Annotated in this window: 17 protein-coding genes; 1 reads left to right on the top strand and 16 read right to left on the bottom strand. The window is 37.0% G+C overall.

All coding sequences use genetic code 11. The features are described 5' to 3' along the window. Nucleotides 1–29 precede the first annotated feature (29 nt). From purD to QF044_RS04240, 7 genes are all read right to left on the bottom strand, one after another. A complete protein-coding gene (gene purD, locus QF044_RS04270) occupies nt 30–1,268 on the bottom strand; it encodes a phosphoribosylamine--glycine ligase (protein ID WP_307264062.1) in 1,239 nt (412 codons plus the stop codon). An 87-nt stretch (nt 1,269–1,355) separates the two neighbouring features. Beyond that, on the bottom strand, nt 1,356–2,873 hold the full coding sequence (gene purH / locus QF044_RS04265; RefSeq protein WP_307264059.1) for a bifunctional phosphoribosylaminoimidazolecarboxamide formyltransferase/IMP cyclohydrolase: 1,518 nt from the start codon (nt 2,871–2,873) through the stop codon (nt 1,356–1,358). Nucleotides 2,874–3,058: 185 nt separating this feature from the next. Further along, nucleotides 3,059–3,622 carry a phosphoribosylglycinamide formyltransferase gene (gene purN / locus QF044_RS04260; RefSeq protein WP_307264057.1) on the bottom strand — a complete coding sequence of 188 codons (564 nt, stop codon included), beginning with the start codon at nt 3,620–3,622 and terminating at the stop codon, nt 3,059–3,061. A gap of 76 nt (nt 3,623–3,698) precedes the next feature. Then, the gene (purM, locus tag QF044_RS04255) at nt 3,699–4,691 is read right to left on the bottom strand and encodes a phosphoribosylformylglycinamidine cyclo-ligase (protein WP_307264054.1); all 993 of its coding nucleotides are present in this window, start codon (nt 4,689–4,691) and stop codon (nt 3,699–3,701) included. A gap of 308 nt (nt 4,692–4,999) precedes the next feature. After that, nucleotides 5,000–5,551 carry an NADPH-dependent FMN reductase gene (locus QF044_RS04250; protein ID WP_307264051.1) on the bottom strand — a complete coding sequence of 184 codons (552 nt, stop codon included), beginning with the start codon at nt 5,549–5,551 and terminating at the stop codon, nt 5,000–5,002. Between the two features lie 37 nt (nt 5,552–5,588). Next, nucleotides 5,589–6,317 carry a pirin family protein gene (locus QF044_RS04245; RefSeq protein ID WP_307264048.1) on the bottom strand — a complete coding sequence of 243 codons (729 nt, stop codon included), beginning with the start codon at nt 6,315–6,317 and terminating at the stop codon, nt 5,589–5,591. A 240-nt stretch (nt 6,318–6,557) separates the two neighbouring features. Continuing rightward, nucleotides 6,558–6,938, bottom strand: a complete 381-nt coding sequence (locus QF044_RS04240) for a helix-turn-helix domain-containing protein (RefSeq protein ID WP_307264046.1) — start codon at nt 6,936–6,938, stop codon at nt 6,558–6,560. Nucleotides 6,939–7,029: 91 nt separating this feature from the next. Between QF044_RS04240 and QF044_RS04235 the strand changes: the two genes are divergently transcribed. Next, on the top strand, nt 7,030–7,629 hold the full coding sequence (locus QF044_RS04235; protein ID WP_307264044.1) for an FMN-dependent NADH-azoreductase: 600 nt from the start codon (nt 7,030–7,032) through the stop codon (nt 7,627–7,629). A 231-nt stretch (nt 7,630–7,860) separates the two neighbouring features. Here QF044_RS04235 and QF044_RS04230 read toward each other — a convergent pair whose 3' ends face one another. The 9 genes from QF044_RS04230 to QF044_RS04190 all read right to left on the bottom strand — a co-directional run bounded on the left by QF044_RS04230 (nt 7,861) and on the right by QF044_RS04190 (nt 22,664). After that, nucleotides 7,861–9,027 (bottom strand): sugar MFS transporter, encoded by a 1,167-nt coding sequence (locus QF044_RS04230; RefSeq protein WP_307264041.1) that lies wholly within the window; start codon nt 9,025–9,027, stop codon nt 7,861–7,863. Next, nucleotides 9,024–10,556 (bottom strand): FAD-dependent oxidoreductase, encoded by a 1,533-nt coding sequence (locus tag QF044_RS04225; protein WP_307264039.1) that lies wholly within the window; start codon nt 10,554–10,556, stop codon nt 9,024–9,026. Before QF044_RS04225 ends, QF044_RS04230 begins: the two co-directional genes overlap by 4 nt. Nucleotides 10,557–11,021: 465 nt before the next feature. Continuing rightward, on the bottom strand, nt 11,022–12,425 hold the full coding sequence (locus QF044_RS04220) for an MFS transporter (RefSeq protein WP_307264038.1): 1,404 nt from the start codon (nt 12,423–12,425) through the stop codon (nt 11,022–11,024). Then, a complete protein-coding gene (locus QF044_RS04215) occupies nt 12,426–12,923 on the bottom strand; it encodes a nuclear transport factor 2 family protein (RefSeq protein WP_307264036.1) in 498 nt (165 codons plus the stop codon). A gap of 40 nt (nt 12,924–12,963) precedes the next feature. Further along, nucleotides 12,964–14,817: a glycoside hydrolase family 13 protein gene (locus tag QF044_RS04210; RefSeq protein WP_307264034.1), complete on the bottom strand. Its 1,854-nt coding sequence runs from the start codon at nt 14,815–14,817 to the stop codon at nt 12,964–12,966. Nucleotides 14,818–14,942: 125 nt separating this feature from the next. Further along, a complete protein-coding gene (locus QF044_RS04205) occupies nt 14,943–17,099 on the bottom strand; it encodes a glycoside hydrolase family 97 protein (RefSeq protein WP_307264032.1) in 2,157 nt (718 codons plus the stop codon). Nucleotides 17,100–17,174: 75 nt separating this feature from the next. Next, nucleotides 17,175–18,293 carry a SusE domain-containing protein gene (locus QF044_RS04200; protein ID WP_307264029.1) on the bottom strand — a complete coding sequence of 373 codons (1,119 nt, stop codon included), beginning with the start codon at nt 18,291–18,293 and terminating at the stop codon, nt 17,175–17,177. Nucleotides 18,294–18,309: 16 nt separating this feature from the next. Beyond that, nucleotides 18,310–19,890 carry a RagB/SusD family nutrient uptake outer membrane protein gene (locus QF044_RS04195; protein WP_307264026.1) on the bottom strand — a complete coding sequence of 527 codons (1,581 nt, stop codon included), beginning with the start codon at nt 19,888–19,890 and terminating at the stop codon, nt 18,310–18,312. A 5-nt stretch (nt 19,891–19,895) separates the two neighbouring features. After that, nucleotides 19,896–22,664, bottom strand: coding sequence for a SusC/RagA family TonB-linked outer membrane protein (locus tag QF044_RS04190; RefSeq protein WP_307264023.1), 2,769 nt, complete (start codon nt 22,662–22,664; stop codon nt 19,896–19,898). Nucleotides 22,665–22,900: the final 236 nt, after the last annotated feature.

Raw genomic sequence — 22,900 nt, 5'->3', positions numbered from 1 at the left:
AGGTTCCAAATCTTTTTTCATGATTTATTTTAAAACTTTCCGATGTCTTCTCTGTAGAAGCCGTAATCGAAATGAATGTGGGCTGCATCTTCGTATACCTTTTTGCGCGCATCGTCATAAGTAGCTCCGGTAGCTACCACGTTCAGAACCCGTCCTCCGTTGGAAACCACTTTGTCGCCTTTTCTTACTGCACCTGCATAAAGAAGTTTTGAATGTTTCAGTTTGTCCTCGCCTACAATTTCGTATCCTGTTTCGATATTTCTAGGATAACCTCCTGAGCACATCACAAGACATACCGCTTTTTCGTCTTTAAACTTAAGCTCGATGTCTTTTCCATCCATACAGTCCTGAATCACATCAAGAAGATTGTTCTCCATTAATGCCAACAATACCTGAGTTTCAGGATCTCCGAATCTCATGTTGTATTCAAGAAGGTAAGTTCCGTTTTTAGTCACCATCAATCCGAAGAAAATCATTCCTTTGAAGCTGAATCCTTCTCCTTTAAGACCATTGATGGTAGTTTGTAAGATATTTTTTTCAAAATCAGCGTAGTGCTCCTGAGTAAACTCTGGGCTTGGGGCTACAGATCCCATACCACCGGTATTTGGTCCTGTATCACCGTTTCCGGCTTTTTTGTAATCTTTTGCAGCAACACAAGGGAAAATCTTTTCCCCGTTTGAGAATGCAATGATTGAAGCTTCAAAACCTTCTAAATATTCTTCAATAACCAGACGGATCCCGGCATCTCCATAAATTCTTCTGATCATGAAGTCGTGAATCGTAGCTTCGGCTTCTTCAAGGTTGTCACAGATGACAACACCTTTTCCACCTGCCAAACCGCTTGCCTTAACCACTAAAGGATACTGCTGTGTCTGAACATATTCTTTAGCATCATTGTATGAATCAAATACTACAGCTTTAGCCGTTTTGATATCATAGGTCTGCATAAATTTCTTAGAGAAAGCTTTACTTCCTTCCAGACTTGCTACTTTTTGGTTAGGACCGAAAACCTTAAGATCGTGTTTTTTAAATTCATCCTTCAACCCGGCTACAAGAGGTGCTTCAGGACCTACAATCGTAAGATCTATCTTTTCTTTGATAGCAAAATCTCTTAGTTCTTTAATCTCTGTTAAATGAACGTTTTTCCCTATTACATCGGTGGTAGCATTACCGTTAGCAAAAAACATTTTAGAAATTCTTGAGTCATTCTGAAGCTTTACTGCTAGAGCAGATTCTCTACCGCCTTCACCTATGATTAATATTCTCATACTTATTTATTATCTAGTCTATTTTACAAATATATAATTTTGAATGCTATAAATACAATCCTCAATTATTTTTTAATTCTATTTTAATTAATGTAGAAAATGTCTAACTCCGGTAAACATCATCGGGATACCATGCTCATTAGCAGCCTCAATGCTGTCTCCATCTTTTACACTTCCTCCTGGCTGGATGATTGCTTTGATTCCTTCCTTAGCGCAGAAATCTACCACATCACGGAAAGGGAAAAATGCATCAGAAGCTAAAACAAGATCTCCTGTGAATTTTTCTTTTGCTCTTTCGATGGCTTGTTCAGTAGCCCAGATTCTGTTCACCTGTCCGCCACCGATTCCAAAGGCCTGAATACCATTTGAAACAACAATAGCATTTGATTTTACATACTTCACAACTCTCTGGGAGAAAAGAAGGGCTTTTTTCTGCTCTTCTGAAGGCTGTACTTCTGTTACTACTTTGATATCGTCAGAGAAATGATTGTCATTATCCTGAACCAGGATACCACCATCGATCTTTACCCATGTTTGCTTGTCAGAAACAGGGTTAACGATTTTTATAATTCTTAGGTTTTTCTTTTTTCTTAAAACTTCAAGAGCTGCCTCATCAAAGTCCGGAGCCATTACAATTTCAAGGAAAGTTTTGTTCAGTTCTTCAGCTGTTGCTGCATCGATCTTGTAGTTCATTGCAACAATTCCGCCAAAAATAGAAACAGGGTCACATTCAAAAGTTTTCTGGTAGGTTTCCAATGCCGAAGTTCCGATCGCTACGCCACAAGGTGTAGAATGCTTCACTGCACAACATGCCATTTCTTCTTTAAACTCCGTTACTACTTTCCAGCAAAGGTCCATATCACGAAGGTTGTTGAAAGAAAGTTCTTTACCGCCCAGCTGTTGGAAATCTTTCATAGCCCCATTTTCAAATGTAGAAACGTAGTAAGCAGCGGTCTGGTGAGGGTTTTCACCGTATCTTAAATCTGATGCTTTTTTGTATGAAGCATTAAGATAGGTAGGATATTCTTCATCTAAAAGCATTCTTGAAATAGCACCGTCGTACGCTGAAGTAAGGTTGAATACTTTTCCTGCAAGCTTTTTACGGGTTTCGATGTACGTATCACCGTTCTGTTCCATTTCAAGCCTTACCGTTGCATAATCTTCCACATCAGTAATTACGGTAACCGAGTCGAAGTTTTTAGCGGCAGAACGAAGCATTGAAGGACCTCCGATGTCGATAAACTCTACTTTCTCATGTAAAGAAATGTCTTTGTTTACATTTTCAAAGAAAGGATAAAGATTCACGATTACCATATCGATCAGGTCTATTCCGTGTTCCTGAACGGTTTTCATATGCTCTTCATTGGAACGGACTGCTAAAAGACCTCCGTGCACTTTCGGGTGAAGGGTTTTCACTCTGCCGTCTAACATTTCAGGGAAATTGGTTACCTCATCGATCTGAATGGGATTTAAACCAGCGTCTTTCAAATGTTTGAACGTTCCTCCTGTAGAAATCAACTCATAATTCCGGGCTTCCAAGAACTGAGCGAACTCGATCAATCCGCTTTTGTCAGAAACACTGATTAAAACTCTCTTTTTACTCATTTTACTTTCAATTTTTTACTTTTTACAGCTATTTCAAACCGTAGCCCGGTCTTTCACCCCCGGTCTTACTTTTATTTACTTAGATTTCTTCTTTTTAATGTAACAATGGATCAATGTAACGGTCTAGCAATATTATAATGGGTATAATTGGTACATTGTTAAATTGTTATATGATACATTATTATTTAATTTCCCAAGACTTTATTGATCGCTTTTGGAAATATCTCATATTCAATATGGTGAACTTTCTCTGCTATTGTTTCGGGGGTATCTTCCGCTGTTACTTCAAATGATTTCTGAAGAATGGCTTCTCCTTCATCTATTCCCGGGGTTACAAAATGTACAGTAGCTCCGCTTTCTTTTTCCCCAGCTTCAATCACCGCATGATGAACATGATGTCCCCACATTCCTTTTCCTCCAAATTTTGGCAGTAAAGCAGGATGGATATTGATTATTTTTCCGCTCCAATTTTCACAGAATTCAGATTTTAAAATGGATAGAAATCCTGCCAATACAATAAGATCTGTATTTTTTGGAACCACATTCGCCAATTCACTGCTGAAATTCTTTCCTCTTGGGATCAGAATATTTTCTATATGATGTTTTTTTGCTCTTTCAAGACCGTAACATTCTCTGTCTGCCACTACCAGAGATACTCTTGCATTTTGGATCTCTCCACTTTCGATGGTATCTATGATTCTCTGCAGATTGGTTCCGGACCCTGAAACGAGTACAACGATGTTTTTCATATTATTAATGTAACAATGTATCAGTTTAACAATGTAACAATGGATTTAATTGGTACACCGGTACATTGATCAACTGTTATATTGCTAAATTTATTTTTTCGCTTCCCTCTGTGATCTCACCGATTTCGTAAGCATCATCTAAAAGGTGAGTAATTTTTTCGGCATGTTCTGCATCTACTACGATGATCATCCCCACTCCCATATTGAAGGTTCCGTACATTTCTTCACGGCTTACTTCTCCTCTTTTTTCCAGCTCAAGCATGATACTTGGAATCCTTACTTTTGAAGCATCAATAGAAGCACATAAACCTTCAGGAATAATTCTTGGAACGTTTTCGTAAAGACCTCCACCTGTAATATGGGCAATACCGGCCACTTTTACTTCTTCCAATACTTTATGGATGTCTTTGTAATATAATCTTGTAGGTACTAAAAGAGTCTCGTATAAAGGTTTTCCTTCAAATTCTTCTTCAAAATTCGGGAATACTTTTCTTACTAATGAAAATCCGTTAGAGTGAAATCCTGAGCTTGGTAATGCGATAATCTTATTTCCTGCCTTGATTGTAGAACCGTCAATGATCTGATCTTTTTCAACGATTCCTACGCAGAATCCGGCAACATCGTAATCTCCAGGCTTGTACATTCCCGGCATTTCAGCAGTTTCACCACCAATCAATGCACAGTTGTTGTCCTTACAAGCTTTCACCATTCCAAGAACGATCTCTGCAGCAATCTCTGAATCAAGCTTTCCGCAAGCCAGATAATCTAAGAAGAATAGAGGTTTTGCACCATGGCAAAGGATATCGTTGGCACACATTGCAAAACAGTCGATCCCGATAGAATCGTATTGTTTGGTATCCAAAGCTACTTTCAGCTTCGTTCCCACTCCGTCTGTTCCTGAAACAAGCACAGGATTTTTATATCCTCCGATCTCATAAAAAGCTCCAAAACTCCCTAAATGATTCAATACATTTGAGTTGTGGGTTTCGCCTACCGCTTTTTTGATCTTGTCAACCGTTTTGTATCCTTCTTCTTTGTCTACGCCTGCTGATTTGTAAGTGTTGCTCATGTTTAATAATTTTATTAATGTAGCAATGTATCAGTTTAACAATGTAACAATCATCTTGTTAGGAAAACCAAAAACTGGTATATTGATACATTCGTATATTGCTACATTTTATTTCTATAATTACTTTTTATATCGATTTTAGAAAATAAAAAAGCCGACAATCTTGGTAGATTATCGGCCGTTATTTTATCTCAGAATTTCAGAGCCCACAGTTTTCCCTTTTTCGGAGAAACATTCTTTAAAAGTGGTCTGAATTTTCATCTTTTTTCTTTTTGCAAAAATAGTAATTTTAAATTAATATCCAAACTCTATTTTTCAAGGATCGTTTCAATGGCTGCAATCTTTTTAATCTTGTCTTTTAATTCGTTATCTTTCTCTTCATTAGAAATCTTTTGTGCAGCTTTATCAAAGTTGTCATTAAAGAAAGGAAGAGAGAAAGTTTCCACAATATTTCCACCATGGAAAGGGAAACGCTTGGAAGCAGCTTCTAACACTCCTGCTCCGCCTCTTCCTCCCGGGGATGTGGACATCAGCAACATAGGTATTTCATTCCATACGGTTCTATCTTTGATTCTGGATACCCAGTCGAAGACATTTTTGAATGCTGTAGAGTACGTTCCGTTGTGTTCCGGTAATGAAACCAAAAGAAGACTGGCGCCGTCTATTTTTGCCGCAAAATCCTTTGCTTCCTGAGGAACTCCTCCTGCCAATTCTCTTTCATGCTTATAAATAGGCATTTCAAAAGGGTTCAGGTCTATTACTTCTATTTCTGCATTTTCAAAAAGTGATGAAGCATAGGCCACCAACTGTCTGTTCATTGAAGCTTCTGAATTGCTTCCTGCTATTGCTAAAACTTTCATTGTTCTTTATCTGTTTTTAATGTACAAATTTAAATTTTTATTTAAGATAAGCCGGTAATTCCATCGGTACTTCCATTAATAAGATCTCGGAGTCTTCCACAGCTTCGATGTTAAAGCTTTGGGTATCCCAGATGCCCAATCCGTCTCTTTCATTCAGAATTCTGTCTCCTACTTTTGCACTTCCTTTAAGAACAAAAGCATACACCCCATTTCCTTTTTTATTAAGCATATAATTTTTGCCGTTCCCTGCCTTGAAGTTTGCAATATTAAACCATGCATCCTGATGAATCCAGACTCCGTCATCATTTTTATTAGGAGATAAGATTTGTTGGAAACCATTAATTTTCTCACCTTCTTTGATGCTTTTCTGATCATATCTAGGCTCTACATTCTGTTCTTTAGGAAACACCCAGATCTGCAGAAATTTCACTGCTTCATCTTTATTTTTGTTGTATTCGCTGTGCATTACTCCGGTTCCCGCACTCATTACCTGGATCTCTCCTTTCTTGATAACAGCAGTGGTTCCCATTGAATCTTTATGTTCCAGGTCTCCTTCCAATGGGATAGAAATAATTTCCATATCCCTGTGTGGATGTGTCCCGAATCCCATTCCTTGTGAAACGGTATCGTCGTTCAATACTCTCAATACTCCAAAATTCATTCGGTCTTTATTCTGATAATTGGCAAAACTGAATGTGTGGTAGCTGTTTAGCCAACCATGGTCTGCGTGACCTCTTGAATCTGCTTTATGATATACTGTTTTCATTGTGATTTATTTATGGTACAAATGTAGGGGATATGGGTGTTTGAAAATGTTGATGTAGGGTAAGAAAGGATTTTAGGGTTGTTTTTGGTTAAACACAAGGCGCAAGATTATTACTCTTTGGATATTTTTAAGGCGCGAGGATTCATCAAAGATAAAATTTATGGGGATATTGATTTCTGGAATGCATTATTTTTTATCTCGTGCGGATTTTGCGGATTAAGCAGATTTGTTAATGAACATTTATTTAGCTTTTCCAGTTATTTCTGTCTCTATTGGGGTTCCGAAGATATGTTTGCGGTGGTTTTCGCCCCAATCTTTTAGAGATTCTACAACAGAATGTAAGGTATTGGTATATGGTGTAGGGTAATATTCTATGCTTACGGGATACGTGTCTTTAACGATTCTTTCGACAAGACCGTTTTGTTCCAATTCTTTTAATTCTTTGGCTAAAACTTTTGATGTAAGCTTTGGAATACTCCTTTCAATTTCTGTAAACCGCTTATTTCCTGCATTTAAAGAAATAATAATCTGGAGTTTCCATTTTCCATTAATAACATCTAAAGTGTCCCGGACAGGCTTTAATGCCTGCATACAATCTTTATGATTATGTTGCTTTTCCATTTTTCTCACTTTCCTTTAGGTAACTGCTATACTTTGGAAAGTAAATTTACAATAATTTTGGCATTAATAAAAACGAAAAAATTTAAACAAAATGGCAAACATTTTAAATATCCAAACCAGCATCAGCGGAGAAAACTCTGTCAGCAACAAGCTTTCTCAGGTAGTGATCAATCAATTATTGGATAAAAATCCTGAAAGTAAAGTTACTGTCCGTGATCTTGCTTTAAATCCTATTCCCCATCTGGAAATTCATCATTTCAGTGCCTCCAGGATTCCGGATGAAGAAAAGAACGATGAACAGAAGGAAGCTTCAAAATATTCTAAGGAAGCATTGAAGGAAATTCAGGAAGCTGATATTATCGTTATTGGTGTTCCTTTTTATAATTTCACATTTCCTTCCACTTTAAAATCATGGATCGACAGTATTGCAGTTGCCGGAAAAACATTTTCTTATGCTGACGGAACACCAAAAGGTCTTCTTGAAAACAAAAAATTATATTTAAATTTTGCTGTTGGCGGCATTTATGAAAACGGACTTATCGAGAATATGGAGCATTATTTAAGAACTTTATTTGGCTTCATTGGGATTACTGATGTAGAAGTTTTCAAATCCCAGGGAATGATGATTCCTCAATTGAAAGATGAAAATTTTTCTAAGACTGTTGCGGAAATTGAAACAGTTCTGGCGTAGATAGTGAATTGTCAATGGTGAATTTGTATCAAGCATCATTGACAGTTTTACTTTCTCTTAAGAATCAAGAGCCAAGAACCAAGAGCCAAGACTTCAGATATATTAGACAATACTCGTTAACTTAACTACTACGAACGAGCAACCAGCAACTAACAACACTTCTCAACTCATTTACTCTAAACCTCTCAAACACTCCAACTTTCAAACCCTATACCTCAATTTCTATTCACTTTAAAAGGCTTCTTTTATTTTGGAGTTTCTCTTTAAATAGAAAAGTAAAAGGCAGATAAGAATCATACAAACAATTAGAAATTGGAAAATAATGTTGGTTTGATTTGATAAACTTCCCAAAACATTGGTAATAATTCCTGTTCCCACTTGGTTGGCAGCCATCAGGTACCCGGAAACTACTACTGAGAGTGTAGGAAATTCTACTGTTCCCCAGCCAATAGATCCCGGAAATATACTTCCCATAAAAAATCCAATCAAAAACATCATTAATACAATACTATTTACATTTGGGTATAGCAGTAAGAATAAAAGCAATCCGGCTACGATTAAAGGTGAAAAAAGGAACAAATAAGAAAGATCTTTGTTTTTTGAAAAAATCCCAAAAAGCAAACGGTTTAAAGCCATTCCTCCCCAAAACAGGGATAATCCCAGACTGGCTTTGTTATTATCAAGTCCCTGATTTTTAAGAATGATGGCTCCAAAGCTGCCAAACGTTCCTTCAGTACAGCCATACAGAACAATTGTTACAAAAAACAGCCATAATTTTGGCGGAATCTTAAAATGCCCGGGAAGCTCGAAAAACGTTTCTTTCTCCAGTTTCAATAATAAAAAAGCCGTGAACGCCATGCTTACTAAAATAAATATGCATCCGGGAACATACATCCAGTTTCTTACATTTCCTATCAGATTCATCATCAGTGGAGCGGTAGATGTTCCTAAACCAACCAGAAACTGCAGGATCAGAATGGCTGAAGATTTATTATTTTCAAATAAACTTGCCGCCAGTGGATTCAAAGTGGTGATGCAAAGTCCAAAACCAGAACCCGTAAATGCTACCAAAATCATTAATACCGGAAATAACAAGGATGAATCATTGATGAAAAACTGAAGCGTCCACAAGACTCCGGTCGATATAATCATCAATAATAATCCAATAGCCAAAACAACTTTTGGGCCCCATTTATTAACCAAAAACGGAGCTCCAAGGCAAGAAATAATAATACAGATCACTTGGGGAATAAATAAATTTCCAAACTGTGAGGATAAAAGCCCAAAAAGGGAGGAATCTGTAAAAGCTGTCCCCAATGCCGGAAATACAACAAAATTAACTCCGGTAAAGAAAGCTAATAAAAAGACGATAATAATTTTGGCTAGTTTGGAATTCATGATGTCAAAATATGATTTTTAAGATGATCTCCTACCCTCAATGCCATTGCAATAATGGTAAGAGCTGGATTTACTGCACCACTGGAGACAAAAAATCCGCCATCAACGATGTATAAATTTTCAAGATCATGTGTTTTGCAGTAGGTGTCTACTACCGATGTTTTCGGATCTGTTCCCATCTTAGTCGTTCCGTTCTGGTGAGCGGGTGAGGCAATATCCATTCCTTTGCTGAAATAAATTCCTTTAAACAAAAAGCTTTCAAATTTTCCTGAAGCTTTCAATGCTTTGATGAGTTCGGATTTCAGGAACTGATGTCCTTCTTCATTATTGGAACTGTAGCTGATTTTAATCTGTCCGTTTTCTACCGTCACCCTGTTTTCAGGATCCGGAAGATCTTCTGAGGTAAGCCAGAAATCAACGGCGTGTTCAGCCATTAATTCAAAAGTAAAGCCAGGCGCTGCCACAGGACTATCTGCTTTAATCTGATGCTCATCTGATTTTCCCAGCATCTGAATATGCCCCAAAGGAAAGTCATATCCTCTATTGGCGTGATAAAAATCATTAATCCCAAAAGTTTTTCCGAACTTAGTAGGATTGGGTTTCGTATATAAAGCCACTAAAGCGGTATTCTGGTGAAACATGTAATTCCTTCCAACCTGATCTGAAGTATTGGCAAGGCCATTGGGAAATTTTTCATTTTTACTTTCCAAAAGCAATGCTGCTGAATTAATAGCACCGGCGGAAAGTATCACCAGATCTGCGCTCAATGTTGTAGTCTTTCCATTTTGTTCTGTTACAATTCCGGAAACCTTGGTTCCTGAATCATCGGTATTGATTTTTACTACCTTGGTATTGGTCATCAATTCTACATTGGAATATTGTAAAGCTTTCGCCAGCGAACAAAGATGAGCATCGCCTTTTCTCTCGGCGGCATCGGGAAATCCGTCAAAACGATCTAATGTATACGGCGCATTTGCTGCTTCATGAGTTTTAAAATTAACTCCAACCGGTAATTCAAAAGGATGTAAACCGTAATCAAGCAATTCATCAACGATTTCCTGAATTCTCGGCTCATGAGGTAAAGGCAGATGAGGATATGGTTCTGCATCAAAAGATTCTGTTGGATCTGAACCTCTTTTTCCATGAACATGGAACAGTTTTTCTGCTTCAAGGTAGTAATCTTTTAAATCCTGATATTGAATTGGCCAGGCTGGTGAAGTTCCGCCGTAATGTTTTATTTCTTTAAAATCTTCTTCTCTTAAACGAAACAAGGCCGCTCCGTAAAACTTGGTATTCCCGCCTACATTATAATGCATTCCGGGGCGAAATGGTTTTCCATGCTTATCCAGCCATAATTCTGTTGTCGTATATTTGTTTTTCTCAAAAACTTCTACAGAATCCCAGTTTTCTTTTTCTACCGGCACATAATCTCCTCTTTCTACAACCAAAATCTTTTTCCCGGTGTCTGCAAGCTGATACGCCATCGTTGCTCCACCCGCTCCGCTTCCTATAATGATAATGTCATACATTTTTTACTATTTTAATCTATCTCAAGGTAAAGAATTAAAGGATGGAGCAGCTTAATAAAAAATTAAATTTCAATTGATTGTATAAATAAAAGAGTGGTTAGTCATTGATGAATTTTTATTGCACGAATGTTTCTTAAGCTTTGATAAAGGTCTTCCATACTATTATATTTAAAGCGAATTTTTATTCAATTTTAGATTTGTTGGTAAGCGCAGAGGCGCAAGAGTTTATTCCAGTTGTATGTTTTAGGCGTAAGGATTATTTTCGATAAAATTGTTTGGGTACAGAATAAACAATCTTGAATTTGAAATTTTGGCTAAAGCCATTATTGAAGTGATTTATTAAAAAAAAGCGGGCTAAAGCCCGCTCCTATTGAATTTCTATCGTTATCTGCTAAGTTATAAGCGTATAAGTCATTTAGACTGCCATCATCTAAATTCTAACCTCTGATATCTAACTTCTATATTTTAAAAATGCACCTGTTTGATCTCCTCTTCTATTTCCTTAGGCGTTTCGTCTTCAGATTGTACGAAGATTATGGTAACAACCGCTCCAATGAGCATACAGACACCACCGACTACAATATAATCTATGGCATAATTTCCAAAGATATTGCTTACAATAGTTCCACCAAATAATCCGTTGATAATCTGCGGAATAACAATAAAGAAGTTAAAAATTCCCATATACACTCCCATTTTATGCTGTGGAATGACTTCAATAAGCATCGCATAAGGCATTGCAAGAATACTAGCCCAGGCAAAGCCCAAACCTATCATTGATATCCATAAAAGGTTGGTATCTTTAATAAAATACATAGAAATCAAACCTAGCCCACCACATAACAGTGCTAATGCATGAGTTTGTTTTTTTCCAATCTTTTTTGCAATTGGGGTGAGTAAGAATGCGAATGGAATAGCCCACAAGTTGTACATTCCGAATAGTTTTCCAGTGAGATCTCCTGCATTATTAAACGCTTTTGAATGGGTATCTTGAGGAGAAAGTCCAAAATGGTGTGTAGCCAAAGCACTTGTAGTAAATACCCACATGGTAAATAAGGCAAACCATGAGAAAAACTGCACTGCACCAAGCTTTTTCATTTGCGCCGGAATTCCTGCAAAATCTTTAAAAATATCAGTAAATTTTGAAGGTTCCTGAGGAGTATCTTTTGCATCTTCAAATGCTGCAAATTCCTCCGGAGAATATTCTTTAGTTGTAAAAATAGTATACAATATGGTCAGCAATAAAATGCCGGCTCCAACGTAAAATGAATAAATAACATTATCTGCCACAAAACCTGCAGGCGCTTCATTGGAAACTCCCAGGGAAGTCAGTATGCTTGGAATATATGATCCAACTACAGCTCCTATTCCGATCAGAATGGTCTGAACTGAAAACCCTAAGGTTCCCTGATGTTTTGGAAGCATATCTCCTACCAGCGCCCTGAACGGTTCCATCGCAATATTAACAGACGCATCCATCATCGCCAGAAATACAACAGCCAGCAGGAGTGCATTAGCGGCAAATAAATGGGTTACTGTAGCTGCATTGGGAAGAAGTACCAGCCCGAGAGCACATAAAACCGCTCCAATTAAAAAGTAGGGTTTTCTTCTTCCCAAGGGGCTCCAGGTATTGTCTCCCATATGTCCGATAATTGGCTGAACGATGAGTCCGGTGATGGGTGCAACCAGCCAGAACCATGAAAGCTCATGAACATCAGCCCCTAAATTGGCTAAAATTCTGCTCGCATTTCCATTCTGTAGGCCGAAAGCCATCTGGATTCCCAAAAAACCCATACTCATATTGATAATCTGAGGCATGGTAAGGTTGGGTTTTATTCTTCTTGATAAAGTACTGTGCGGTGGATTCATTTATTTTTGTGTCTTTAACTGTTGAATTAATACATCTTCGATTGGTGCTTTTTCCACAACAACTTTATCTACAACATCATTAGGAACGGTTACAGAAAGTACATACTGTTTTACCTTCCAGGCTCCGTTTATTTTTTCTACAACGCCTGAACCTCTGCAGATTTTCATCTGAGTGTCTAAAAGCTCGTCAAACCAAGCCAGTTTACCGTCTTTACTGAAGTAGATATTTCTTTTAAGGGAAGTAAAGTTCCAGGTTTTCTTTTTGTCGAAATGGGGTTTTGCCCAAACCATAAAAGCTTTTTTGTCCCAAACTTCCGTCGCATCGGTACCGATAAAGGTAGATTCATCTGCGAAATAATTGAAGTAGGTATTGAAGTCTGCTTTTGCTGCAGCTCCATTGAAACCGTCGAGCATCGTTTCTATTTCTGATTTATCTTTTTCAAATTTTGTACCGTTGGATTGAGCTTTGATTGCTGTAAAGCCGAATATTAAAAGCATCCAAGTGCAGATTAGTGTTATTCTTTTCATTGTATAATAATTATTTTTGGAGTTCAATAATCAATGAGGTTTTTGCGGGAACAGTCAAGCTGTTTTGTATAGAAAATTCTTTTCCGGAAATTACATCTTTTCCTTTTGTACTATCACTCAAAGATTCAGCAAAACGCTTTAAGCTAAGTGTCTGTTCTTTATCACTGTTATTTACAACTACCATTACACTTTCTTTTTCATTGTAGCGGAAATAAACGTATACATTATTTTCCGGTGCGTAATGTTTTGTTTTTCCGGTGTGGATAACGGTTTTATTTTTTCTCCAGTTCAACAGTTTTTTTGTAAAATCAAAATAGTCTTTCTGAATGGCAGTTCTGCCATTTTCGGTAAAGGCATTCTGCTTATCATCTTTCCATCCTCCGGGAAAATCCCTGCGAATGTCGCCGTCTCCCACTGTTTTACTGCCCTGCATTCCTATTTCGTCTCCATAATAAATTTGCGGAATTCCTCTCATTGTCATGATCATCGAAAGTACAAGCTTGTATTTTCCAACATCACCTTTAAAATCATCATTTATTCTGTTTACATCATGGTTTCCAACTAAAACCAGCAGATTGTTAATATCAGGATATAAAAAATCGTTGGTCAGTACATCATAAATTCTTACAACTCCTTTGTCCCACTCTTCTTTTGATTCATTAACTGCGGTGGCCATGATATCATGTAAGGGGAAATCCATGACAGAAGGTAAGTATGAATTAAATCCTTCAATTACTCCCACTTTACTGTCTTTCTGCCAATAGGCAATATGAGCAGGACTGTGCATTAAGGTCTCGCCTACGATATTAAAATCAGGATATTCATTCATCACCCGTTTTGTCCATTCTGTAACACCTTTTCGGTTATTATATGGGTAGGTATCTACACGGATTCCATCAAGGTTTGCAGATTCCGTCCACCAAATTGCATTTTGCACCATATAATTTACTACCAGGGGATTGCTGTCATTCATATCCGGCATTGTGGTATCAAACCAGCCGTTTACACAGCCTTCTATATCAGACTCCGAAGCATTTGTGTCAAAATGGGCAGCCTGGCGGTAATTGCTTCTTTTAAATCCTTTTTCGCCATCATTCCAATAGTGAATCCAGTCTTTAGAGGGTAAATCCTGGATCATCCAGTGATGTAACCCCCAATGGTTCGGAACAAAATCCATAATGAGTTTCATATCTCTCTTGTGAAGCTCATCAGAAAGGCGGTAAAAATCTTCATTAGTCCCAAAACGTGAGTCTATTTTATATAAATCACTTGAGGCATAACCGTGATAAGAGTAAGTTTTTTCATTATCCTCAGTCAAAGGAGTTGACCAAAATGTTGTGGCCCCAAGCTCTTTCAGATAATCTAAATTCTGAATAATACCCTGCAAATCTCCCCCATGTCTTCCTCCATCGAAATTTCTATTGGCTTTTTCAAAAACATCGGGCTGGCTGTCATTTTTGGGGTTTCCGTTGGCAAAACGATCCGGAACAACAAGATAAATTACATCCGAGCTGTTAAATCCTTTTCTGTTGGCAGAATTTGCACTTCTCTGTTTGAGTTCATATGAATAAGAATCGATGGTTTTATTCTTATTTTTAATATTGATTTTGAATTTCGGAACGCTGATTTCATTGGTATTTACCGTAAGAAAAACATAATTCGGATTTTCAACTTTCTGAATATTTTTTACTTTGATTCCATCTGAAAGCTCAATTTCATTATTGGCTATATTTTTTCCATAAATTAAAATCTGAAGTTCAGGATTTTTCATTCCCTTCCACCAAAAAGCAGGTTCTACCTTCTGTATCTGGGCAAAAGCTAAGGCAGCTGCTGACAGAGCAAAAATTGTATATATTTTTTTCATTTATAATTATATTTTGAGGTCAGTGTGTTTCATATTTTAGTCAGTGATTGGGTTTAAAAAGCTATGCCCCGGCCATTTTCCGAATGTATAATGAACCGGGGCATAACCAATTTATGAATTAAATTTTAATTGACTGGCTTAACAGAAACTGCGAAACCGCCGCTTCTTGCCATTTTGAAATTCAATTTAGATTTGCTGGTAATCTGTTTTTTGTAGATGTTATAGCTTTGAGGATTATCAATATAATCTGCATCTTTACCATCTTCATATACTGTTACCTCATATTTTTTCCCTTTATCCAGAAAAGAAAAATCTACGGTGTATTCACGTTTATTTTCATCGGTAATACCTCCTACAAACCAATTATCGGTACCTTTTGCTTTTCTGGCTGTGACTACATAATCTCCCGGCTCCGCAGATAAAATTTTGGTATCATCCCAATCTGCTGCAACATCTTTGATAAACTGGAATGCATCCATATGCTTTTTGTAGTTTTCAGGAAGATCCGCTGCCATTTGAAGCGGCATATACATCGTTACATATAAAGCAAGCTGTTTGACCAATGTAGTTTTTACAAAACGTTTATCTCCAGGGAAATAATAGTCTAATTTAGTCTGGAAAATTCCCGGTGTGTAGTCCATAGATCCACCCATCCATCTTGTGAACGGAAGAACCGTTTGGTGATCCGGTTTGTTTCCTCCGAATGCTTCATATTCTGTTCCTCTGGCTGCTTCTGCAGAAATATAGTTAGGATACGTACGGCTTTCTCCTGTAGGACGCACAGATTCGTGGGAATTGACCATAATTTTGTACTCGTTTGCTTTCTCTGCAATTCTGTAGAAATGGTTGATGGTCCATTGGGAATAATGGTGTTCTCCTCTTGGAATAATATCACCTACATATCCTGTTTTTACAGCATCGTAACCATATTTATTCATCAATTGGAAGGCTTTATCTGACCATCTTTCGTAATTCGTGGCAGAACCAGAAGTTTCGTGGTGCATAATCAGCTTAATTCCTTTTGAATGGGCATAGTCATTCAGCATTTTGATATCAAAATCCGGATATGGTGTAATGAAATCGAAAACAAATTCTTTGGAATGGCCAAACCAGTCTTCCCAACCTGTATTCCAACCTTCAATAAGCAATCCTTTGAAGCCGTTTTCAGCCGCAAAATCGATATATTCTTTGACTTTAGTATTGTTGGCGGCGTGTTTTCCGTTCGGTGTCAGTTTTGAGAAGTCGGTTTTGCCCAGGTGAACATTTTCTGCGGTAGAATAAGCCCACTGTGATTTTCCGATAATCATTTCCCACCATACTCCCATATATTTCGTTGGGTGAATATAGGAAGTATCAGTATATTTTGTAGGCTCATTCAGGTTGAAGATCATTTTAGAATCCATTACCTCTTCTGCTTTTGGCGAAACGACAATAGTTCTCCAGGGCGTTACAGAAGGTGTCTGAATATAACCTTTTGCTCCCTGTCTGTCTGCAGTAAGGTGTGTCTTGAATTTAAAATTCTGAGCATCCACTTCCAGATGAGAAGCAGGATAATCTAACACAGCAGCTTCTGCCACATTTACATATAAAGGATCTTTGCCTTCTTTTTTAAGCATTAATGGAGACTGAACTGCATTTTTAACTAAAGTCTGTGATGCATTGGCATCGAATGCTTTGTCCCATTGTGCAGGAATTTCAGAGATTTTTGTTTCCTGATATTGGTATTCCTGGGAATCATAATCTGCAACGATCCACCAAGCTTTCATATCGGTTGGAAAATCAATTTCAGAATCTTCTTCCCTGATGACAAAATAATTCAGATTTTTCTGTTGTGGAAATTCATATCTGAATCCAAGACCATCATTAAACAGTCTGAATTTCACCACAATGCTTCTGTCTGTAGAAGCCTGGTCCAGCGTAACCGCAAGTTCATTGTAATGATTGATATAGTTTTTCTTTTCACCTAAAACCGGCTGCCAGGTTTCGTTTTTAGCATCACGTTTTTCGTCTGTTTTCGTGAACCCATTGTTCAGATCAAATTTAGCATCTTCCGCTTTTGCAATTTCTGAAGCGAATTTGATAGCTGAGTCTTTAAATAATCGTAATCCCAGCTTAGAATCTTCCACCACAACGGCACCGTTATATTTAAGGTTGTAATAAGGTACTCCCTGTTTCAACTGAAAGTTCATTTCAAACTTTCCATCCGGCGATTTCAAAGACTGTGCATTAACACCTGCGAACATCATTGAGAGCAAAAGCGCTCCAACTGTAATTTTCTTCATAATGACTATTTATAATCTTAAAAATAAATAAAGTGCTGCGGTAAAGCAACACTTTATCTGCTTAATTGTTCTATTTTACAATTTTGTAACCGTTAACTTGTAATAGGCTGAATTATGAAGATCCAATTCTATTTTATAGTTTCCTGCCTGTGAAACTTTATATGCAGGATCTCCTGTTACTGTATTCTCTGAACTTAAATAAGACTGAACAGCAGTTCCTGAAGCCAAAGTCTGATCAGCATCTTTTGGTTGGAACTTCATTGCCCAATCATCATTGGCTCTGAATTTAAATACTCCGGTATTGGATAATACAATTGAATTGATCACAAAAGTTTTGGTAGCAGGGTTATATACCAAATCGGTATCTGATCCCCAACCTGTAGGTGTGGCATCTCCAATAATTCCAAAGTTTGCCAATACGGAAGAATAAGTATTTGTGGCCCAGTTTACTTTAACATAATAAGTTCCTGCAGCAGTAGCTTTTATATTGTCACCATCAGCTTTCAGTTTTCCTGTCTTGGTCCCATCATCCCCTTTATTTCCCGGCCAGTCCTGATTGATCGCAAACTTATATTTTCCATCTTCAGCACCTGCAACGGTATTGATCCATATAAATCCTCTGTATTCATCATTCTTTCCAGGAGAGAACAAATTAGGTGAGTTGGCCGGAGTCCAGTTTGCATAACCTGCTGCTCCTGCATAACTACCAGGAACATTTATCTTAGGATATACCAAATCCGGATTTGGAGTATAGGGAGTTACCTTAAGCACAATTACATTGGAGTAAAAAGCTGCTGATCCCACTGAGGTTTTCAATCTTGCCTCGATATCATTTACTGCATCAGGAACAGCTCCGATACTGAACATTGCAGCATTCATTGTCGCATGAGTAACAGAACCTGATGTTACGTCATTGGAGAAATCAACAGTAGCGCTTTTTTTAAAATTATTGCCTTTAATTCCAAATTCTATTTGCTGGGAAGAAACTACAGCAATATTAAAAGTTGGTTTTGTCCAGGTAAAATTAATCACAGCATCATTGGCAATAAGCTCATTAAGAACTATCGTGCTTTTATCAGAAGAAATTTTAGCAGTTGTTGTTTCGTTAATCACTGCCTGATCTTCATCTTTTTCGCAGGAAATAACCAGCAAACCAATAAAGGCTATGGTTAATAATCTAAATATATGTTTCATTTTATAGTGTTTTTAATTAATATCCAGGATTCTGAATCAGATTAGGATTGGCTATAATATCTTTTGCCGGAATTGGATAAAGGTTTCTATATTCTTCTACACTTTTCCCATCTTTTATCCCTCCTTTCCATGGCCATAAATACGAGCCGCCCGTAAATTTACCGTAACGGATAAGGTCGGTTCTTCTTGTCATTTCCCAGCCTAATTCTCTTCCTCGCTCATCTAATATATAATCCGTATTTATTGAAGCGACTGTTAATGCTCCTGCACGTGTTCTTAAGGCATTTACATATCCAAGTGCTGTAGCTGCGCTACCTCCACTTCCTCCTCTCAAAGTAGCTTCTGCATACATAAGATATACATCAGCTAATCTGAAGATTGGAATATCTGTATCACAGAAATTTCCTGAAGCATCAGACCCTGGAGCTCCACTACTTGTCAGATTTTTAAATTTAATAAATCCATAGCCGTCTGTAAACACTCCCAGATCATTAATTTCTAAATTCTGCCCTGCAGTATAAAAATTACCTCTCTGATCAGAAGTTGATGCTGCAAATAAATTTACATATGCTTTTGTAGTCCTTAAGCCACCCCATCCTCCACTAACACCAAAATCAGAAGCAGGCATACTTCCACCAATACCTGCATGAATCAGATATGTCGTACCTCCTGATGTCTGAATATGAACTCCATCAAAGGCAATAGGAAAAATAACTTCCGGATTGTTTTTATCATTATCAGCAAGGAACAAATCTCCATATTTTGGTTTTAAGGAGTATCCTGCCTGTATTATTTTATTGCAATAGGTAATACAATCTGTATAGTGGTTTGATCCATTATAAACGTTCGAATTCAGATATAAACGAGCTAACAGAGCCCACGCCGCTGCTTTATCTGCTCTGCCATATACGTTTGCTTTAGGATCTTTCAGTTCTCCTGCCACTGCAAGTAGCTCACTTTCAACAAAATTAAAAAGTTCTGCACGCGTAATTCTTTTAGGTGGGTTTATAGATCCGGGAAGATATGTTTCATCGACAAAAGGAACATTTCCAAAAAGATCTAATGCATAAAAATAGGATAAAGCACGTAAGTATCTTACTTCAGCCCTCATATATTTAGCTTCTGTAAGATTAGCACCTGTAATATTATTTGCAGTCAATTTTTCATCGGTTACATTTCTTAGGAATTCATTACTTGTAGCAATTTGTGTAAAAAGTCTGTAATAACCTCCTTCTACAAATTCACTTGAAGAATCCCAGGTCATTTTATGCATTGTTTGAAGCGTTCCATCATTCCATGCTATTACTGCTTCATCCGTAGGCAATGTTTGTAAGGAGTATAAGATCCTTGTATACTGTGAAAAGTTTCCGTCAATACCGTTGATATCTGAGCTACCTCCATTCGCAGATTGTCCACCATTCGCAAATCCTCCATAGATTTTAGCCAGAGCCATTGGATAATTCTCAAAATTAGTAAAAACACTTGCGGAAGTGACATCCGTAATTGGCACCTGTTCTAAATCGTTAACACAAGAAGTTACAGTTAAAATACTTACTAAGGCTGCAACTGTTATTATATTTGTTTTAAATCGTCTCATTTTAATTAAAATTGAAAGTTAAATCCTAGTGAATACACCTTTGGCATCTGATAATATCCGTTATCAATATTTCCAAATACCTCAGGATCCACTCCTGAATATTTCGTAATTACAAACACGTTTTGAAGCATTGCATAAACTCTGATATTACTTCCTTTATAAAATACGTCCTTAAAATTGTATCCGGCATTAACATTATCCAATCTTAGGAAAGAAGCATTTTCAACAAAAATGTCAGAGAAGTATTGTGGGCTTGAAAATCTATAATCAGCTGTAGAAGTGTATACATTCTGTAAATAGTTATTAGTTGTCAATGACTGGATAGAACTATTTGAAGCAGCATTATTATAGACATAATTTCCCAATACAGCTCTGGCGCTCAAACCAATATCCCAATTGTTATGAGAGAATTTGGTATTAAATCCAATAATAGCATCCGGCTGTGTTGATTTATAATAATATCTGTCATTAACATCAATTTTACCATCAGCATTTCTGTCTACATATGCCCCATCTACTGGTTTTCCATTAGTATCATATACCTGTTGAAATACATAAAAAGCATTAGGCTGACGCCCTACAGTATGGGCCTGAATAGTATTATTCACTCCACCATCAATTCCTCCTACAAGAATTCTATAATTTGAATCTGCACCATTAATCAGTTTTGTAATTTTAGATTTATAATGTGTAGCATTAAATGAGACCTCCCAAGTCGTATTTTCTTTTTTGATAGGGATTACTGTAATAGATCCTTCTATTCCTTTTGTCTGCATATTACCTACATTCAAAAGATTATGGTTACTCAAATCACCTGCCGCAATTGGGGAGTCTACAATCAAATCTTTAGTATCTTTTTGGTAAACATCAATGGAACCTGTAATTCTATTTTTTGCAAAACCAAAATCAAGACCTGCATTCTTTGTTGTAGTGATTTCCCAACTTAAATTTGGATTGTAAATTTCAGGTCTCATCATATAGAAAAACTGGTCTCCGAATTGATATTGTGCTCCATCAGAACTCAAATTATATGCAGCATAAGACGGATAGTTTCTTGGTTTATTAGTATCCAAGGTAGGCAGTTCCTGCTGACCTGTTTTTCCCCAACCTGCCCTTAATTTTAAAACATTAATACCAGTCTCTTTCAGAAAATTTTCCTCATTAATCTTCCAAGCAACAGAGACTCCTGGGAAATTTCCCCAAACATTACTTGTTGTCCCGTTATAAAACCTTGAAGATCCATCTCTTCTAAGAGAAGCTGATACAATATATTTATTAGCTATTGTAAAAATACCTCTTCCATAGAAGGATAATAAAACATAGTTTGTTTCAAAATTATTAGTAGATGTATTTTGTCCTCTTCCTTTAAATGTAGTTGATCCAGGAATATTCGTACGGAAATCTTGATATGCATATCCTGCTGTAAGATCCACAGAAGTAGAGATCGCATTTATTGTTTTTAAGTAATTAAAATACGTTTCTAACAATTTATTCTTCTTCTCCATAGTATATTCATTGAATGTTCCCAAATCACTCATTCCTGGTCTATAGAAAGGACTTACAGTCTTTGCTCCATTACTTTTAGAATAATCATAACCAGCATTAACGTTAAAATGTAAGTCCGGTAAAAAATGAAACTTATAATCCAACTGGATATTTCCTAATCCTCTCCATACTGAAGATACATCACGAATACCATATAGAAGGCCTAAAGGGTTGGAAGTTCCATTTACATTCAAGCCGGTCACTAAGTTATTAGGGTCTGTCCACTCGTAATATCCTCCATAATTTGAATTTCCTGAATATACAGGTTGTGTAGGATCAAAGTAAGTGGCCGCTCTAATAGCTCCGCCATCAGAAAATCTATTATCAGTAAAGGTTCCTTTTGCATTGATATTCACTGATAAATGATTGTCAAAAAACTTTGGATTTAAATTTAATCCAACTGAGGTTCTTCTGAATGAGTTGGTTTTAACAATACCGTTTTGATCATTGTATCCCAATGATAGACGGTAAGGTAACCATTTAACACCTCCTGAAAAGGCTAAATTATTATCAGTCCCCCAAGCTTTTTGATAGATCTGGTCCTGCCAGTTTGTATTTGCTGTTCCTAGTCGCGGAGCATTCACCGCAACTGCAGCACTGGTTTGTGCCATTTCATTTACAAATGATCTGTATTCGTCTGCATTCAGAACATCTACATTCCCCATTTTTGTTGAAACGGAAGCCACTGTTGAGAAATTAACTTTAAATTTTCCAGCAGTTCCTTTTTTGGTCGTAATTAAAATCACACCATTAGAAGCTCTGTTCCCATAAATAGCTGTGGCTGAAGCATCTTTTAAAATATCAAATGTTTCAATATCATTAGGATTAATTAATGATAATGGATCTGAAGCCCCATTAACCCCGGTAAAGTCCTGTGGAACTCCATCAATAACAATTAGTGGTGAATTTTCACCATTTAAAGAAGATGTTCCCCTGATTCTTATTTTGGTTCCCGATCCCGGAGCACCACTGTTATTAGTAATCTGTACTCCAGGTGTTTTACCCTGGATTAGCTGTCCTGCAGAAGTAGCACCTCCGTTGAAGTCTTTGGCACTAACTGAAGTAATGGACCCCGTAAGGTCAGACTTTTTCTGCTTTCCATATCCAATCAGTACCACCTCCTCGATCTTTTTCTCTTTAGTGAGAGAATCCTGGGTCTGTGCATGTATTATTGAGCTGGCCAGTAAAAAAGCCGGCGCAATTTTTAATACCGTTGTAAAATTTTTCACAATATCGTTTTTTTAGTTTCGTTTTTAATAAGACTGTCTAACCAGCTTTGCAATTTATAAAAAATTTAGAATTACCATAATATTATTGAAAATTTAGATAATTTTATGTAAATTGCTTGTCTATTCAAAAACCAAGGATCTGTTTTTCATAACATTACGTTAACATATGCATCACATAATATGTCTATTAAATTAACAATAAGTTAAACAATTGTTTAACTAAATATAATATTCCA

Source organism: Chryseobacterium sp. W4I1 (genome assembly GCF_030816115.1).
GTDB lineage: Bacteria > Bacteroidota > Bacteroidia > Flavobacteriales > Weeksellaceae > Chryseobacterium.
This window is presented reverse-complemented; position numbering and strand designations above follow the sequence as displayed.

Coding starts and splice junctions, on each gene's coding strand:
- purD (WP_307264062.1), bottom strand. CDS start 1,268: ATGAGAATATTAATCATAGGTGAAGGCGGTAGAGAATCTGCTCTAGCA.
- purH (WP_307264059.1), bottom strand. CDS start 2,873: ATGAGTAAAAAGAGAGTTTTAATCAGTGTTTCTGACAAAAGCGGATTG.
- purN (WP_307264057.1), bottom strand. CDS start 3,622: ATGAAAAACATCGTTGTACTCGTTTCAGGGTCCGGAACCAATCTGCAG.
- purM (WP_307264054.1), bottom strand. CDS start 4,691: ATGAGCAACACTTACAAATCAGCAGGCGTAGACAAAGAAGAAGGATAC.
- QF044_RS04250 (WP_307264051.1), bottom strand. CDS start 5,551: ATGAAAGTTTTAGCAATAGCAGGAAGCAATTCAGAAGCTTCAATGAAC.
- QF044_RS04245 (WP_307264048.1), bottom strand. CDS start 6,317: ATGAAAACAGTATATCATAAAGCAGATTCAAGAGGTCACGCAGACCAT.
- QF044_RS04240 (WP_307264046.1), bottom strand. CDS start 6,938: ATGGAAAAGCAACATAATCATAAAGATTGTATGCAGGCATTAAAGCCT.
- QF044_RS04235 (WP_307264044.1), top strand. CDS start 7,030: ATGGCAAACATTTTAAATATCCAAACCAGCATCAGCGGAGAAAACTCT.
- QF044_RS04230 (WP_307264041.1), bottom strand. CDS start 9,027: ATGAATTCCAAACTAGCCAAAATTATTATCGTCTTTTTATTAGCTTTC.
- QF044_RS04225 (WP_307264039.1), bottom strand. CDS start 10,556: ATGTATGACATTATCATTATAGGAAGCGGAGCGGGTGGAGCAACGATG.
- QF044_RS04220 (WP_307264038.1), bottom strand. CDS start 12,425: ATGAATCCACCGCACAGTACTTTATCAAGAAGAATAAAACCCAACCTT.
- QF044_RS04215 (WP_307264036.1), bottom strand. CDS start 12,923: ATGCTTTTAATATTCGGCTTTACAGCAATCAAAGCTCAATCCAACGGT.
- QF044_RS04210 (WP_307264034.1), bottom strand. CDS start 14,817: ATGAAAAAAATATATACAATTTTTGCTCTGTCAGCAGCTGCCTTAGCT.
- QF044_RS04205 (WP_307264032.1), bottom strand. CDS start 17,099: ATGAAGAAAATTACAGTTGGAGCGCTTTTGCTCTCAATGATGTTCGCA.
- QF044_RS04200 (WP_307264029.1), bottom strand. CDS start 18,293: ATGAAACATATATTTAGATTATTAACCATAGCCTTTATTGGTTTGCTG.
- QF044_RS04195 (WP_307264026.1), bottom strand. CDS start 19,890: ATGAGACGATTTAAAACAAATATAATAACAGTTGCAGCCTTAGTAAGT.